This is a genomic window from Pseudomonas sp. FW305-96, assembly GCF_058783825.1.
In genome coordinates this window covers 39,971-54,923 of record NZ_JBYSYW010000039.1, presented here as the reverse complement: position 1 = coordinate 54,923, position 14,953 = coordinate 39,971, and the positions used below count along the sequence as shown (strand labels likewise).

16 protein-coding genes are annotated in these 14,953 nt (G+C 65.0%); 9 read left to right on the top strand and 7 right to left on the bottom strand.

Going from position 1 to position 14,953, the window contains the following annotated elements:
• Both AC3WL2_RS22955 and AC3WL2_RS22950 read right to left on the bottom strand, forming a co-directional pair.
• The coding region (locus AC3WL2_RS22955) for an SCO family protein (RefSeq protein WP_173928737.1) at positions 1-303 on the bottom strand (303 nt) is incomplete at its 3' end.
• Positions 300-2,279: a cytochrome D1 domain-containing protein gene (locus AC3WL2_RS22950; RefSeq protein WP_102685264.1), complete on the bottom strand. Its 1,980-nt coding sequence runs from the start codon at positions 2,277-2,279 to the stop codon at positions 300-302. The genes AC3WL2_RS22950 and AC3WL2_RS22955, both read right to left, overlap by 4 nt.
• A 645-nt stretch (positions 2,280-2,924) precedes the next feature.
• Between AC3WL2_RS22950 and AC3WL2_RS22945 the strand changes: the two genes are divergently transcribed.
• From AC3WL2_RS22945 to AC3WL2_RS22920, 6 genes are all read left to right on the top strand, one after another.
• Positions 2,925-3,701, top strand: a complete 777-nt coding sequence (locus tag AC3WL2_RS22945) for an ABC transporter substrate-binding protein (RefSeq protein ID WP_102685262.1) — start codon at positions 2,925-2,927, stop codon at positions 3,699-3,701.
• A 24-nt stretch (positions 3,702-3,725) separates the two neighbouring features.
• Positions 3,726-4,415 (top strand): ABC transporter permease, encoded by a 690-nt coding sequence (locus AC3WL2_RS22940; RefSeq protein WP_102685261.1) that lies wholly within the window; start codon positions 3,726-3,728, stop codon positions 4,413-4,415.
• 12 nt (positions 4,416-4,427) lie between these two features.
• A complete protein-coding gene (locus AC3WL2_RS22935; RefSeq protein WP_102685260.1) occupies positions 4,428-5,126 on the top strand; it encodes an ABC transporter permease in 699 nt (232 codons plus the stop codon).
• A gap of 9 nt (positions 5,127-5,135) precedes the next feature.
• Positions 5,136-6,248, top strand: a complete 1,113-nt coding sequence (locus tag AC3WL2_RS22930; RefSeq protein ID WP_102685259.1) for a succinylglutamate desuccinylase/aspartoacylase family protein — start codon at positions 5,136-5,138, stop codon at positions 6,246-6,248.
• 19 nt (positions 6,249-6,267) lie between these two features.
• Positions 6,268-7,032, top strand: coding sequence for an ABC transporter ATP-binding protein (locus AC3WL2_RS22925; protein WP_102685258.1), 765 nt, complete (start codon positions 6,268-6,270; stop codon positions 7,030-7,032).
• Between the two features lie 81 nt (positions 7,033-7,113).
• A complete protein-coding gene (locus AC3WL2_RS22920) occupies positions 7,114-8,019 on the top strand; it encodes a MurR/RpiR family transcriptional regulator (protein WP_102685257.1) in 906 nt (301 codons plus the stop codon).
• A 127-nt stretch (positions 8,020-8,146) separates the two neighbouring features.
• Here AC3WL2_RS22920 and katB read toward each other — a convergent pair whose 3' ends face one another.
• The 3 genes from katB to AC3WL2_RS22905 form a co-directional block, all read right to left on the bottom strand.
• Positions 8,147-9,688 carry a catalase KatB gene (katB, locus tag AC3WL2_RS22915; protein ID WP_102685256.1) on the bottom strand — a complete coding sequence of 514 codons (1,542 nt, stop codon included), beginning with the start codon at positions 9,686-9,688 and terminating at the stop codon, positions 8,147-8,149.
• A 164-nt stretch (positions 9,689-9,852) separates the two neighbouring features.
• Positions 9,853-10,266, bottom strand: a complete 414-nt coding sequence (arfB, locus tag AC3WL2_RS22910) for an alternative ribosome rescue aminoacyl-tRNA hydrolase ArfB (RefSeq protein WP_102685255.1) — start codon at positions 10,264-10,266, stop codon at positions 9,853-9,855.
• A gap of 46 nt (positions 10,267-10,312) precedes the next feature.
• The gene (locus tag AC3WL2_RS22905; RefSeq protein WP_102685254.1) at positions 10,313-11,539 is read right to left on the bottom strand and encodes an NADH:flavin oxidoreductase/NADH oxidase family protein; all 1,227 of its coding nucleotides are present in this window, start codon (positions 11,537-11,539) and stop codon (positions 10,313-10,315) included.
• A gap of 197 nt (positions 11,540-11,736) precedes the next feature.
• Here AC3WL2_RS22905 and AC3WL2_RS22900 point away from each other — a divergent pair, with 197 nt between their 5' ends.
• A complete protein-coding gene (locus AC3WL2_RS22900) occupies positions 11,737-12,687 on the top strand; it encodes an acetoacetate decarboxylase (ADC) (protein WP_371918116.1) in 951 nt (316 codons plus the stop codon).
• Positions 12,688-12,719: 32 nt separating this feature from the next.
• Here AC3WL2_RS22900 and AC3WL2_RS22895 read toward each other — a convergent pair whose 3' ends face one another.
• Positions 12,720-13,157 (bottom strand): MerR family transcriptional regulator, encoded by a 438-nt coding sequence (locus AC3WL2_RS22895; RefSeq protein ID WP_102685253.1) that lies wholly within the window; start codon positions 13,155-13,157, stop codon positions 12,720-12,722.
• A gap of 121 nt (positions 13,158-13,278) precedes the next feature.
• On the opposite strand from AC3WL2_RS22895, the gene AC3WL2_RS22890 reads away from it, so the two are divergent.
• Entirely contained in the window at positions 13,279-14,109 is an 831-nt protein-coding gene (locus AC3WL2_RS22890; RefSeq protein ID WP_102685252.1) for an alpha/beta fold hydrolase, read from the top strand.
• Between the two features lie 72 nt (positions 14,110-14,181).
• A complete protein-coding gene (locus tag AC3WL2_RS22885) occupies positions 14,182-14,421 on the top strand; it encodes a hypothetical protein (protein WP_158247524.1) in 240 nt (79 codons plus the stop codon).
• 24 nt (positions 14,422-14,445) lie between these two features.
• On the opposite strand, the gene AC3WL2_RS22880 is transcribed toward AC3WL2_RS22885, so the two are convergent.
• Positions 14,446-14,910, bottom strand: a complete 465-nt coding sequence (locus AC3WL2_RS22880; RefSeq protein ID WP_102685251.1) for a PA2171 family ribosome-binding persister protein — start codon at positions 14,908-14,910, stop codon at positions 14,446-14,448.
• Positions 14,911-14,953 lie beyond the last annotated feature (43 nt).

Sequence of the window (14,953 nt, the reverse complement as noted above, 5' to 3'; positions counted from 1 at the left end):
ACCCAACTGCTGCTGGACTTTGCTCATGATCGATGACACCACCGGGCACACCGTGGTGCAGCTGGTGTAGATGAACCCCATGACCACCAGGTGATCGCCCACCAGGTCCTTCTCCAGGCGCACCGGCATGCCGTCCTGGTCGAGCAGCGCCACATCGGCGAAGCGCACGCTGGCTTTCTCCTGGTGAGCGGCCGGTGGTTGCGCGGACGTGCCGCCGTGATCGTGGCCGGCGTGGGCCAGCGCCAGGTTGCTCGCCAACAGCAGGCTCAGGCCCAGCAGTTTTCCACCCTGCAGACGGTTCATCGCACACTCCTGGGTTCCCCTTGGGAAGCGGTGGGCGCCTCGGCGGCCGGCAGGACGCGCAGGCTGGTGTAGTTTTCTTCGGTGAAGGCACGCCCGAGGCTCGGCGACTGTACGTGCAGGTACCAGGCGCCGGCCTCGGCCAGCTCCAGCGGCGCCTGGTAGAGCCCCTCGCCGACTTCGACCAGCGCCACGTTGCGTGGCAGCGACGAAGGCGCCAGGAAGTAGCGCAAGCTCAGGTCGCCAAGCCCAGGGCGTGGTTTTCCGTCCTCGCCGAGGATGCGCACCCGGGCCAGGTAGGGGGTGTGCTGCAGCAGCGGCTGGTCGGTGCCGATGAACTCGGCGCGGGCACGCTTGGGCACGCCCGACTGCGGCAACGCCGCGACTTCGGTGCTGAAGCAGTGGATGATCTGCGGCTGATTGAGCAGGAACGCGACGTCGAAGGTGCCGGCGGCCGGCAGCTTCACCGTCGAGCCGTACACCCCGGGCGCCAGCTCGCGCAGGCTGCGATCGATGACCCGCGCGGCGCGGGCCTGGTGGCCGCGGTTGTTGTAGCCCGACATCGGCGCGTTCATGCCCTCGGCGTAGAAGTAGGTGGTGTTGTCCACGGGGTTGACCACGAACACCGAGTTGTCGTCGCGGGAAATGCTCACCCCCTGGGCCAACGGCAGGTCGCCGGCCTGGCGCGGCGCAGCCGGGCCGGCCTCGAAGCCCTGGACGATCGGTTCGCGCCCCTGCCCGAGGCTTGCCAGGTTGATCATGCTCACCTTCGAAGAAGCCAGCCCACGCACATAGGCGTAGGCCTTGGTGAAGGTCAGTTGGTACGGCTCGGCGGCCACCGGTATCCGATGGAGCACCTGGTCGGTACTGGCATCGATCACCAGCGCCTGGTTCTCCAGGGTGTTGAGCACCACGCCATAACGACCATCCTGGCTGAAGCGCATCGGCCCCAGGCCCTGCTCGGCCTTGACCGTGTGGCGCAAGGTGTGGCTGCGGGCGTCGATCACCCGCACCGTGCCCTCCTGGCCATCGACCACGTACACTGCCTGCGACAAGGGCGAGTAAGCCACCGACAACGGATGCGGGCCGACTTCGAGGGTCTTCACCAGGCGCATCTGGGCGGTGTCGATGACGCTCAGGGTGCGGCCGTCGCGGTTGCTGACGAAGGCAAAGCGCGAATCGGCGCTGAAGGCGATCTCGTGGTGGCCGGAGCCGGTGACGAACGACTTGAGCTTGGCCCGGCTGGGCACGTCGATCACCGTCACCCCGCCCTTGGCCGGGTCATGGCTGTTGTTGCCCACCCACAGCAGGCGCTGGTCGGGTTGCAGCGCCACCCGCAGCGGCTGCTCGCCGGCCTCCAGGGTGGCAACGCGGGTGAAGGTCTCGGTGTCGATCAACGCCACCTGGTTGCGTTCGGGCATGGACACGAACACCTGCTTGTCATCGCCGGTGGCCACCCAGTCCATGGGCCGCCCCGGAAGGTCGATGCGCGCCAGCGTGCTGGTGACCCCGCCCACCGACACGGTCGGGTCGATCACCGTCAGGCTGGCGTCCTTGTTCAGCACCAGCAGGAAGTAGCTGTTCAGATCGAGCAAAGGACGAGCGCCGATGCTGCTTTTGAGAAACAACGCCACGCGCGCCTTGCAACTGCTGTCGCGGTCGCCGACCGGTGCCGACTGCGCGGGGTCGAGCCAGGCGCCGGGGGCCATGCCCGACAGCGGCTGGCCGCTGGTCTGGTCGCTGACCTTGAAGCGGATATTGGCAAAGTCGCCCTCACGCAGTTCACCGCCGCTGAGGGGGCGCGCCTCGAACTCAACGGTGACGCCATCGCGGCTGAGCGTGTGCAGGGCCTGGGGATCGGCGGCCTCCTGCAGCAGTTCGCGGGGGTCGCACCAGAGCTTTTCGTAGGCCACGCCGAGGCCGATCAGCGCGGTGCCCAGCAGCAAGCCCAGGTATGCAGGGCGCAGCTTGCGGTTCATGCCGGCACGCATGGGGTAGCGCCTTCGAGGGGAATGGTCATGCTGCACCTCCACAGGAATCACGGTTCTGTGGAGGGGGAAGCAAGCGTTATGCCATTAAACAAACGCCCTTAAATCAACGGGTTAGCCAAACAACCCGAGAACATTGGGGAGGCGGCCCCAATACCGGGGGCTGTCTGCCGGGCCCGCGCTTTATAAGAAGACCCTGCTCATTTGCCTGACCCGGCGCCATGCTTGTCCATTCCCACACTCGATCTGGTGGTGCAGGCGAGCCTACCGTTCAGTACACAAACAGTACGTATCAAGCATGAAACAATTGAATGATTCAGGCCATTTTCAGGCAGTTGCAGTACGTACCATGTAGCATCAGCCGAAGGCATTCCGCCCCCAATTTAGCGCAATGTGTCCTATCGATCTCGAGCAGTATCTGGAAACCGCCGGCAGGCTGGAGGCCAGAACGCTGGGTGTGATCCGCAAGATCGAGCAGCTCAGGAAGAAGGACGGCGACCTCAAGGCGAGCGCTGATCTGACACATTTATTTTCACGATATTGATTTGTGATATAAATCATGTCATTTTCAGGCCGCACCCAACCCATGGTTCCTTTCGGGCCATGGCTGGTAACGCCCCCACCGGAGCCAACAACATGAATAAAACCGGACTTCTCGGCGCGCTGGCACTCTGTGCCTGCAGCGCCTTCGCCCAGGCCGACGATGCCAGCCTGCGCATCGGCATCGAGGCCGCCTACCCGCCCTTTTCCTACCGCACCCCAGAAGGTGAGCTCGCCGGCTTTGACTACGACATCGGCAACGCGCTGTGCGCGCAGATGCAGGTCAAGTGCCAGTGGGTGATCCAGGAGTTCGACGGCATGATCCCGTCGCTGAAGGTACGCAAGATAGACGCTGTGCTGTCGTCGATGTCGATCACCGAGGATCGCTTGAAATCGGTCGATTTCACCGACAAGTACTACCACACCCCCGGCAAGTTCGCGATGAAGGCCGGCAGCCGCCTGGACACCCCGATGGTGGACCTGAAGGGCCGCAAAGTGGGCGTGCAGCGGGCCTCGACCTATGACCGCTTCGCCACCGAACAACTGGAACCGGCGGGCGTCGAGATCGTGCGCTACGCCTCGCAGAACGAAGCCTTCCTCGACCTGGTTTCCGGGCGCCTGGACGCCACCCTCGCCGATATCGTCAACACCGAGGAAAGCTTCATCAAGACCCCGGCGGGCCAAGGCTTCGCCCTGGTCGGCCCGGACATCGGCGACCCTCACTATTTTGGCCGCGGCGCCGGGATTGCCGTGCGCAAGGGCGACACCGCCAACCTCGCGCGGCTCAACGCCGCCATCGCCGCGATCCGCGCCAACGGCATCTACCAGCAGGTGCAGGGCAAGTACTTCCCGTTCGACATCTACGGCCAGTAACGCCGGCCGACGAGGGTTTTCATCATGCTTCATGGCTATGGATCGAGCATTCTCGATGGCGCCTGGCTGAGCATCAGCCTGGCACTGCTGGCGATGGCCTTGGCCATCGGCCTGGGCCTGTTCGGTGCGGCCTGCCGGTTATCACCGTTGCGATGGCTGGCGGCACTGGGCGAGGTGTATGCCACGGTGGTGCGCGGCATCCCCGACCTGGTGCTGATTTTGCTGGTGTTCTACGGCGGCCAGGACCTGGTCAACCGCCTGGCACTGGCGCTGGGCTACGAACAGTACATCGACATCAACCCGTTCGTTGCCGGGGTGTGCACCATGGGCTTCATCTTCGGCGCCTACCTCTCGGAGACCTTTCGCGGCGCCTTCCTGGCGATCCCCAAGGGCCAGGCCGAGGCTGGCGCTGCCTATGGCATGAGCGGCCTGCACGTGTTCTGGCGGATCAGCCTGCCGCAGATGGTGCGCCTGGCGCTGCCGGGCTTCACCAACAACTGGCTGGTGCTGACCAAGTCCACCGCGCTGATCTCGGTGATCGGCCTGCAGGACATGATGTTCAAGGCCAAGAACGCCGCCGACGCCACCCACCAGCCGTTCACCTTCTTCCTCGCCGTGGCCGCGCTGTACCTGCTGCTGACCAGCGTGTCGCTGCTGCTGTTGCGCGGTGTTGAACAACGTTACTCGGTCGGCTTCAAAGCCGCCGAACTCTAGGGGAGCTGCCCGATGACGCTCGACTATCAACTGATCTGGCAGAACCTGCCGCTGTACCTGAACGGCGTTGCCCTGACCCTCAAGGTGCTGCTGATTTCTCTGGCCTGTGGCCTGGCGCTGGCGATCCCCCTGGCGCTGATGCGTGTCTCGCGCACGTGCCTGCTGGGCTACCCCGCCTGGCTCTACACCTACGTGATCCGCGGCACGCCGATGCTGGTGCAGCTGTTCCTGGTGTACTACGGCCTGGCCCAGTTCGAGGCCGTGCGCCAGAGCCCGTTGTGGCCCTACCTCTCCAGCGCGACGTTCTGCACCTGCCTTGCCTTCGCCCTCAACACCAGCGCCTACAGCGCCGAGCTGCTGGCCGGGAGCCTGCGCTCGACGCCCCGGGGCGAGGTCGAGGCTGCCCGTGCCATGGGCATGTCACGGTTGACGCTGTACCGGCGCATCCTGCTGCCCTCGGCCTTGCGCCGCGCCCTGCCGCAGTACAGCAACGAAGTACTGATGATGCTGCAGACCACCAGCCTGGCGTCGATCGTCACCCTGGTGGACATCACCGGGGCGGCGAAGACCTTCAACGCACGCTACTACCTGCCTTTCGAGGCCTTCATCACCGCCGGGCTGATCTACCTGGCCCTGACGTTCATGCTGGTGCGCCTGTTCAAGCTGGCCGAGCGCCATTGGCTGGCCTACCTGGCACCGCGCAAGCACTAAGGAGCTTTCATGCAGCACATTGACCATACCCTGCCCTGGAGCGCCTGCGGCACCGAGCGTTCGCTGCGCGTGCTGCGCTTTGGCAGCGGCCCGCGCAAGGCCTATATCCAGGCTTCGCTGCACGCCGATGAACTGCCCGGGATGCGCGTGGCCATCGAACTCAAGCGCAGGTTGCTGGAGCTCGAGGCGCAGGGCCTGCTGGACGCGGTGATCGAACTGGTGCCCCTGGCCAACCCGATCGGTATCGGCCAGATGTTCCAAGCCACCCACCAGGGCCGCTTCGAGTTCAATAGCGGCAAGAACTTCAATCGCGATTTCCCGGCACTGACCGAAGCGCTGGCCGCGCACCTCGAAGGCCGCCTGGGCGGCGATGGCCAGGCCAACGTCACGACTATCCGCCGGGCCATGCTCGAACTCCTTGATGAACTGCCCGCGCCACACTCGGAGCTCGATGGCCTGCGCCGCCTGCTGCTGCGCCACGCCTGCGATGCCGACCTGGTGCTGGACCTGCACTGCGATTTCGAGTCGGTGATGCTGCTGTACGCCATGCCGCAACACTGGGCGCAGCTGCGTCCGCTGGCGGCTCGCCTCGGCGCGCAAGCGGCGCTGCTGGCCGAGGGCGCCGGTGGCGATGCCTTCGACGAGGCCTGCGCCGCGCCCTGGCTGCACCTGCGCGAGTACTACCCTGATGCCGAGATCCCCCTGGCCTGCGTTGCGACCACCATCGAGTTGCGCGGCATGGCCGACACCGGGCGTGAGCAATGCCAGGCCAGCGCCGAGCAGATCCTCGGCTACCTCGCCGACCAGGGCATGATCCGCGGCCCCTGGCCGGCCGCCCCGCAACACTGCTGCCAAGCCACGCCCTTCGCTGGCGCGCAATACGCCTACGCCGAGCACCCGGGCGTGGTCAGCTACCTGCAGCCGCTAGGCGCGCAGGTGCGCGTGGGTGATCCGCTGTTCGAAGTGCTCGACCCGCTCAGCGACCGCCACAGCGTGGTCAGGGCCACCACCGACGGCATCCTCTATGCCCGTGAACGCCTGCGCTTCGCCCAGCCCGGCCTGTGGCTGGCCAAGGTTGCCGGCAACACCTCCATCCGCCAAGGTCGCCTGCTCAGCGACTGAACCCTGCGAGTACCGTCTGATGAACAAACTGCATATCCACGAGTTGCACAAAAGCTACGGCAACCACCAGGTGCTCAAGGGCGTTTCGTTGCAGGCCGATGCCGGCGACGTGATCAGCATCATCGGCTCCAGCGGATCGGGCAAGAGCACTTTCCTGCGCTGCATCAACCTGCTCGAGCAACCCAACGCCGGGCAGATCCTGGTCAACGGCGAACAGCTCAAGCTGCGCGAGTGCCCCCGTGGCGGGCTGCGCGCGGCGGACCCACGCCAGTTACAGCGCCTGCGGGCGCGGTTGAGCATGGTCTTCCAGCACTTCAACCTGTGGGCGCACATGAGCGCCCTGGACAACGTCATGGAAGCCCCGGTGCACGTACTCGGCATGAACCGCAAGGAGGCCCGCGAGAAGGCCGAGCACTACCTGGCCAAGGTCGGCGTCAGCCATCGCCGCGACGCCTACCCGGCGCACATGTCCGGTGGCGAGCAGCAACGGGTGGCCATTGCCCGGGCGCTGGCCATGGAGCCCGAGGTGATGCTGTTCGACGAACCGACCTCGGCGCTCGATCCGGAACTGGTCGGTGATGTGCTCAAGGTCATGCAGGACCTGGCCCAGGAGGGCCGGACCATGGTCGTGGTCACTCACGAGATGGGCTTTGCCCGCGAGGTGTCCAACCAGCTGCTATTCCTCCACCAGGGCCTGGCCGAGGAACGCGGCGACCCGCGCGAGGTGCTGGCGCGGCCGCAGTCCGAGCGCCTGCGCCAGTTCCTCGCCGGCAGCCTGAAGTGACCCCCGTGGCGCGCTGTGGCGGCCCGCCGCAGAGCGCCTTGGGATACACTACCCGGCAATTCACAGGGAGCCTCGCGCCGGATGTCGAGCCATACCAAGAACACCACGGTCTACGCCGCGCCGGTCATGCGCAAGCTGTCGGAGAGCCTGGCCGAACTGCCACCGTCGTTGCGCAAGGTCGCCGAGTACATCCTGCGCCACCCGCTGAAGGCCGCGACCCTGACCATCGAGGACATGGCCCAGGCTACCGCGACCTCGCCGGCGGCGGTCAATCGCCTGGCCAAGGCCCTGGACCTGGGCGGCTACAGCGGCATGAAGGCCGAGCTGGTGAGCACCCTGCAACAGATGGTCTCGCCGGTGGACAAGCTGCGTAACGAGCTGGCCCAACGCCCGGGCGGCGACTTTGGCTTGCATGAGCAGATCCAGAGCGCCACCAGCAACCTGGCGACCACCGCCAGCAACAACCAGGCCGATGCCTTCGAGGCGTTCGTCGACAGCCTGATCGCGGCGCGCAAGGTCTACGTGCTGGGCTTCGGCAACAGCGTGTACCTGGCCGGGCTGGCCGCCTCGACCCTGGTGCCGTTCTGCAGGGACACCTGTGCCATCAGCATGGAAGGTGGCAACGAGAATGCCGCCTACCGCCTGGCGGCGATCACCGAGCAGGACGTGCTGCTGGCCATCGCCCTGCCACGCTATTCGCAGGACACCCTGCAACTGTCGCGTTTCGCCCATGAGCGCAACGCAACGGTACTGGCGATCACCGACTCACCCGCCTCGCCGCTGGCGCCCATGGCCCACCATGTGTTGTACGCGCCCGCCGATCATCCGGTGCTGACCAGCTCCAACATCGCCGTGCTGGCATTGATCGAAGGGTTGGTGGCCGGGGTCATGGCGCGCAACAAGGAGGCGGTGAAACTGGCCACGGAGCTGACCGAAAGCGTGATGTCGTATCTGCATGTGCCGGGTGACAAGCTCACCAGAAAATAAGACGCGCCGGACAACATGGTCGTCGTGCGGGAACGGATTTACCGGTGGTCGCGGCGATCCGGCTGCCCCGATGAATCCGTTCCCGCAGGTTCATGTCATGTCAATGGATCTGGGCAGCAGTGGCCGCTCAGTCCTGCAGCTTCGCCGCCAACTGCCGGACCCGCTCGAGGTCGGCCTTGGCCACCTTGGCCAGGCCGGTGCCGTAGTCCGCATCCGCCTTGTAGAAGAACGACAGCATGATGTAGCGGCTCTCCTCATCTGCGGTCGCCAGGGCCTGGCCGAGGCTGTTGATCAGGTCGGTCTGGTCCTTCTTGCCGTAGGAACGGAACAGCTCGCCCGCCTGCTTGAAGTTCTGCTCGCGCTGGATCCTCGCCTGCTGGGTGCTGCCGCTCAGCGGGGTCTGCACATAACGGGCGTCGGCCTGCTCGTCACGCAGCTGGCGACGGCTCGGCTGGTAGTTCACGCCGCTGTCGGTGTGCCCGGCGTTCATCGCGCCATCCTGGTTGACGGTGTTGACCTCGGCACGCGGGCGGTTCACCGGCAGGCTCAGGCCATTGGCGCCAACCCGGTACATCTGGGTATCGGCGTAGGCAAACAACCGTCCCTGGAGCAGGCGGTCCTCGGACGGTTCGATACCCGGTACCAGGTTCGACGGCGCCATGGCCACCTGCTCGGTCTCCTGGAAGAAGTTGTCGACGTTACGGTCGAGCACCATCTGGCCAATCTTGCGCTCCGGCACGTCGGGCCAGATCTTGGTCGCGTCCAGCGGGTCGAAGTCGAACTTGGCCAACTCCTCGGGCTTGAGCACCTGGATGTACAGGTCCCATTTCGGCAGCTTGCCCTGGTTGATCGCGCTGACCAGATCGTGGGTCATGTGGCTGTAGTCGCGGCCCTGTACCTGGGCGACCTGTTTCGGGTCGAGGTTCTTCTGCCCTTGCAGGCTCTTCCAGTGGAACTTCACGTAGTGCACCTGGCCCTTGGCGTTGACCAGCTTGTAGGCGTGCACGCTGTTGCCGTCCATCTCGCGGTAACTGGCCGGCGTGCCTTCGTTGGAGTACAGCAGGGTCAGGGTGCGGGTAGCTTCCGGTACATGGGAGAAGAAATCGAAGCGACGCGAGTCGTCATCGAGGTTGCTCCGTGGGTCGGGCTTGAAGGCGTGAACCATGTCCGGGAACTTGATCGCGTCGCGGATGAAGAAGGTCGGGAAGTTGTTGCCGACCAGATCCCAGTTGCCGTCGGCGGTGTAGAACTTGGTGGCGAAGCCGCGCGGGTCACGCAGGGTTTCCGGCGAGTGATTGCCGTGCACCACCGAGGAGAAGCGCACGAACACCGGGGTCTTCTCGCCGGGGCGGAACACCTTGGCCATGCTCAGGTCGCTGATGTCGGCACTGGCGGTGAACTGGCCATGGGCGCCGGTGCCACGTGCGTGCACCACGCGCTCGGGGATGCGTTCACGGTCGAAACGCTGCAGCTTCTGCAGCAGTTGCACGTCCTGTAGCAGCACCGAGCCGTTGGGGCCGGCAGTCTGCGAGTTCTGGTTGTCGCCCACCCGCGCGCCGTTATCACGGGTCAGGGTCGCGGCCTGCACGGACAGTGACAGCAGACTGGCGGCGAGACTGCTCGCCACCAGCAGGCGACCGGGTTGGAACAGCTTGAGCAAAGGGATCATGGGGTACTCCTAAAGGTTCTTTCAGGCGTCTTGATGCGCCTCGAAAAGGGTAAGTAGCCCGTGACCGATCCCTAAATTGATCCTGCTCATCAGTGCAATTGGTAATTTCAATCCTGTTTTTTATTCATGAATGCTACAGGCAGGCATAGGTGGCCTGGCCAAGCTCAGAAGTCCACCTTGCCGCGCCCCGCCTTGATCGTGCCGCGCTTGGACTTGGAGTCGAGGCGGCGGGTCTTTGAACCGAGGGTCGGCTTGGTCGGCCGGCGCTTCTTCTCGACCTTACCGGCGCCGATGATCAGTTCGGCCAGACGCTCCAGGGCGTCGATGCGGTTCTGTTCCTGGGTGCGGTACTGCTGGGCCTTGATGATCAGCACGCCGTCGGCGGTGATGCGGCTGTCACGCAGTGCCAGCAGTCGCTCCTTGTAGAAGGCGGGCAGCGACGAGGCCGCGATGTCGAAGCGCAGGTGCACGGCGCTGGAGACCTTGTTGACGTTCTGGCCGCCGGCGCCCTGCGCGCGAATATAGCTCAGCTCGATCTCGGCATCCGGTACCTGCACGTTGTTGGAGATGGTCAGCATGGTGTGCCTCTTGTGATAGCCCGGCCATTATCACATCTCCTTGGCTTCACTGCCGCGCCATGTGCCGCCGATATTGCCTGGCCCGGGCGGCGTCGCTCCATTGCTGGCGCAGCAGCGCCCACCAGGGCGCCACCTGCGGATCGGGCGCCTTGGCTTCGCTCAGCCTGCGCAGCTGGAACTTGACCATCGCCATATTGCCCAGCGAGGCCAGCGCCTTGTTCTTCCAGGTGATCGGGCGCAGGTCCGGCACCGCCTCCTCCCCCGCCTGCCAGTCACGGGGCAAGGCCGGCGCGATGGCCAGCGCGGTACCGATACCGACCATCTCGACCCCGCTGTGCACCACCTGCTCGGCGACCGGTCGGCGGCGGATGCCGCCGGTGACCATCACCGGCATCTTCGCCACCGTGCGAATATCCCGGGCGAAGTCGAGGAAGTACGCCTCGCGCGCCAGCGTGCGGCCATCCCTGGCCTGGCCCTGCATCGCCGGGGCTTCGTAGCTACCACCGGACAACTCCACCAGGTCGACCGCCAGCTCATTGAGCAGGGCCACCACCTGCCGCGCATCGTCTGCGCTGAAGCCGCCGCGCTGGAAGTCCGCCGAGTTGAGCTTGACGGCCACGGCGAAGCCGGGGGACACCACTGCACGCACCGCCTTGACCACCTCGAGCAGCAGTCGCGCGCGATTTTCCAAGGCGCCGCCCCACTGGTCGGTGCGCTGGTTGCTCAGGGGCGAAAGGAACTGGCTGAGCAGGTAGCCATGGGCCGCGTGGATTTCCACCCCACTGAAACCCGCCTGCTCCCCCAGCCGCGCGGTGTTGGCAAAACGGCGGATCACATCGTCGATTACTTCGTGGGTCATCGCCCGCGGGGTGGAAAAATGCCTGGACATGCTGCCCAGGTCCAGCGCCACGGCCGACGGGCCCCAGGTTTCCTGGCCCAGGCTCGCAGGCATCTGCCGGCCGGGGTGGTTGATCTGCAACCAGAACTGCGCACCCTTCGAGCGGCCGATGGCGGCCCACTGGCGAAAACGCGCCAGGTGCCGGTCATCCTCCAGCACCACGCCGCCGGGGCCGGTCATGGCGCGTTTGTCGACCATGACGTTGCCGCTGATGAGCAGGCCGGCGCCCCCCTGCGCCCAAGCCTTGTACAAGCGCATCAGTCGGTCGGAGGGCGCATGGTTGGCGTCGGCCATGTTTTCTTCCATGGCGGCCTTGGCAATGCGGTTGGGAATGACCGCGCCATTGGGCAGGGTCAGGGGAGAGAACACGTCCATCGGCAATACCTCAACAAGTAGGTGCCGCAGACGTTAGCTTTAAAGTCAACTTTAAGGTCAAGCCCTGAACCGGCAAAAATTTCGCCATTGACTCTCAAGTTGGGTTGAACGTTAGGGTGATTACGCAGCCCCGACATCATCTACCCTGGAGATACAGCACCGTGAAACTCGGAACCGCCACCGCCCTGGCCGGCGCCCTGCTGATACCCGTCACCCACGCCGCCAATGGCCTCCCTGAGCACGCCACCACAACGCAGATCGACATCGCCGGGCACCCGGTACCCGTGCTCAAGGGCGGGCTGTACGACCGTTACCGCTCCAACCCGCCGCTGCCAGTGATCCAGGCCGAGGCGCCGGACATTGACCTGAGCTGGTTCAAGGGCCTGGAGAAGACTCGGGTCGACATGGGTTTCGAGTCGTACTCGCCAAACTTCTACTACCGCAACAGCCGTGTCACCGCCGTCTACACCGCCGATCTCGAACACCTGCGGGCGTTGATGCCCGCCGCCGTGCTGGAGCAGGTGCAGCCCCTGCAGGTATGGCCTGGGCGCGGCCTGGTGGCGTTCACCGCCTACACCTACGACTATTGCGACAACGACAGCTACAACGAGGTGGCCGTGTCGGTCATTACCAACAGGCCCGGCAAGGCGAACCTCGGGCCCTTCTCTCTGGTCGGGCAGTCGATGGCCAAGGATTTCTGGGGCTATGTGCTCAAGCTGCCGGTCAACACCGAGCTTGCACGGGTGCGCGGCGTGGTGGGCTACAACCTGCCCAAGTGGCTGACCGGGATCGACCGGCGCGAGGACGCCCAGGCGGTAACCTACACCATCGGCGATGCGCGAAGCGGCGAGGTGGACGTGGTGTTCAGGGCCAGGAAGCTCGACGGGTTGTCCCACGAGCCAGACCTTGTGACCAACAGTTTCACCAACCTCGACCACCAGAGCCGGTTGGCCTACGGCTACGCCACCTCGCGGCAGGTCAGCCATGCCTCCAGCATGAAGGCTGATTCAGTGGAACTGGTGCTGGGTGATGGCGAACTGTCGCGCTATATCCGTGATCTGCAGCTGGGGCGGATGGTCAAGTACGAGTATGTGCCCGAGTTCCAGAGCGCGCTGTATGCGCCCAAGCCATTGGCGGCGCTTGACTGAAACGATGCAGGCCCCCTGTGGCAGCGGCGCTGCTACAGGTCCGCGACCCGCGCCTTTTCCTGGGCCATTTCCTCACGCAGCCGCTCCAGCACCCGCTGCGAATTGTCCACGCACTGCATGCCTTCGGGCTTGCTCTCGATCCCTTCGATCACCAGCAACAACTGCGCCTTGTTGCGTGCCAGGCGCGCCTGCAGGCGTTCGATTTCCTCGACCTTGCGCCTGAGCCCAGCGAGCAGTTCATCGTGCTGCCAGCCCTTGGCCTTGGCCGGCAGCAACTGGCGGATCTCCTCCAGCGAGAACCCGGCGGCCTGGGCGTTGGTGATCATCTCAAGCACCCACACCGCATCGGCGTCGTAGTCGCGATAGCCATTGGCCTTGCGCTCGACCGAGCTGATCAGCCCACTGGCCTCGTAGAAGCGGATACGCGACGGGGCCAGGCCCGTGAGCTTGGCCAGCTCTCCTATTCTCATGCGGCACCTTTGCAATTGCATTGACCTTGAAGTGCACTTTAATCCTAGAGTTGTCCGGTGGCCAGTGCCCCCTCACTGCCCACCTTCACCAGCTCCTCACCCAAGAATCAGGAGACGCGAAATGGCATACGTCACAACCCCGGAAGGACTCGAGATCTTCTACAAGGACTGGGGCCCGCGGGACGCCCAGGTGATCTTCTTCCATCACGGCTGGCCGCTCAGCGCCGACGACTGGGACGCGCAACTGCTGTTCTTCGTCGCCGAAGGCTACCGCGTGGTCGCCCATGACCGCCGTGGCCATGGCCGTTCGAGCCAGGTCTGGGACGGCCACGACATGGACCACTACGCCGACGACGTGGCGGCGGTGGTCAAGCACCTGGGTGTCGAGGGGGCGATTCATGTCGGGCACTCCACCGGCGGTGGCGAGGTGATCCACTACATGGCCCGCCATCCCGAGGACAAGGTGCCCAAGGCCGCCATTATCGCCGCCGTGCCGCCGCTGATGGTCCAGACCGCCAGCAACCCCGGCGGCCTGCCCAAGTCAGTGTTCGACGACCTTCAGGCCCAGCTCAAGGCCAACCGCGCGCAGTTCTACCACGATATCCCGGCGGGGCCGTTCTACGGCTACAACCGCCCCGGCGCCAAGGCGGATCAGGGCGTGATCCTCAACTGGTGGCGCCAGGGCATGATGGGCAGCGCCCAGGCGCACTACGACGGCATCGTCGCGTTCTCCCAGACCGATTTCACCGAATCGCTAAAAAAGGTGACGGTGCCGGTACTGGTCATGCATGGCGACGACGACCAGATCGTGCCCTACGACAATTCGGGGCCACTCTCGGCACAGTTGCTGCCCAAGGGCACCCTGAAGACCTACAAGGGCTACCCCCATGGCATGCCCACCACCCACGCCGACGTGATCAACCAGGACCTGCTGGCATTTTTCCGCAGCTGAAAGGCCTGGGCTCGGGCGGCGTCATCCCTGGCGCCGCCCCTTGCCGCGCGCGGCTTTCTGCGCGGTCGAGTCATGTTGCGTACCGCCGGAACCATCCGGTCGATGGGCGTCGTTGTCGCGTTCGGCCTCGCCGGCGGGGCGCGGCTGGCGACGATCTGGCTGCTGTTTCATGCTCATCTCCTGGCTTTTACTGTGTTCGCCAAAGTTCAGCGCGGATCCTGCGCCCGGGATGGACAGGCGCCGCGCAGCGGTGCTGCACCAAACCGCAGGCGCGAGCGCAACGGCAAGGTCTCGATCATCCGTCAGGAATGAACCCTGCCACCGGCTGACGCCACTTCAGGCCGCAGACTGCGCGGCACCGAGCAGTTTCTTCTGCGCCTGCATGGCCTGCCCCATGTCCTCCAGCGCCTGTTTACCGAGCAATTTCCTCGCGGTCGGGAACAGCTCGCCCTCCTCTTCCTCGATATGGTGCTCGAGCAACTCCTTCATCACCTTGACCCGCCCTGCGAACTCGACGGTGTCGGTGGCGGTACCCAGCAGGTCGGGCAGGACCAGCGAATCGACCGTGCGGTGCTCCTCCTTGGCCTCGTGGTACATCTTTGCCTCCTCTCGGCCCCCGGCCTGCTTGATGGCCGGATATAGGATGCGCTCTTCGAGCTCGGTGTGGATCTTCAGCTCCTGCTCGATACGCGCCAGCAACTCGCCACGTTTCTTCACCGCGCGCTCGGTGGTGGCCGCCAGCTCGTCGAGCAGCTTCTTCACGTTCTTGTGGTCTTGCTCCAGCAATTCGATGGCATTCATGGCAGACCTCGTCGGTTATCGAGAATGGGCATTGCCTCCGGTT

Coding starts and splice junctions, on each gene's coding strand:
- AC3WL2_RS22950 (WP_102685264.1), bottom strand. CDS start 2,279: ATGAACCGCAAGCTGCGCCCTGCATACCTGGGCTTGCTGCTGGGCACC.
- AC3WL2_RS22945 (WP_102685262.1), top strand. CDS start 2,925: ATGAATAAAACCGGACTTCTCGGCGCGCTGGCACTCTGTGCCTGCAGC.
- AC3WL2_RS22940 (WP_102685261.1), top strand. CDS start 3,726: ATGCTTCATGGCTATGGATCGAGCATTCTCGATGGCGCCTGGCTGAGC.
- AC3WL2_RS22935 (WP_102685260.1), top strand. CDS start 4,428: ATGACGCTCGACTATCAACTGATCTGGCAGAACCTGCCGCTGTACCTG.
- AC3WL2_RS22930 (WP_102685259.1), top strand. CDS start 5,136: ATGCAGCACATTGACCATACCCTGCCCTGGAGCGCCTGCGGCACCGAG.
- AC3WL2_RS22925 (WP_102685258.1), top strand. CDS start 6,268: ATGAACAAACTGCATATCCACGAGTTGCACAAAAGCTACGGCAACCAC.
- AC3WL2_RS22920 (WP_102685257.1), top strand. CDS start 7,114: ATGTCGAGCCATACCAAGAACACCACGGTCTACGCCGCGCCGGTCATG.
- katB (WP_102685256.1), bottom strand. CDS start 9,688: ATGATCCCTTTGCTCAAGCTGTTCCAACCCGGTCGCCTGCTGGTGGCG.
- arfB (WP_102685255.1), bottom strand. CDS start 10,266: ATGCTGACCATCTCCAACAACGTGCAGGTACCGGATGCCGAGATCGAG.
- AC3WL2_RS22905 (WP_102685254.1), bottom strand. CDS start 11,539: ATGGACGTGTTCTCTCCCCTGACCCTGCCCAATGGCGCGGTCATTCCC.
- AC3WL2_RS22895 (WP_102685253.1), bottom strand. CDS start 13,157: ATGAGAATAGGAGAGCTGGCCAAGCTCACGGGCCTGGCCCCGTCGCGT.
- AC3WL2_RS22890 (WP_102685252.1), top strand. CDS start 13,279: ATGGCATACGTCACAACCCCGGAAGGACTCGAGATCTTCTACAAGGAC.
- AC3WL2_RS22885 (WP_158247524.1), top strand. CDS start 14,182: ATGTTGCGTACCGCCGGAACCATCCGGTCGATGGGCGTCGTTGTCGCG.
- AC3WL2_RS22880 (WP_102685251.1), bottom strand. CDS start 14,910: ATGAATGCCATCGAATTGCTGGAGCAAGACCACAAGAACGTGAAGAAG.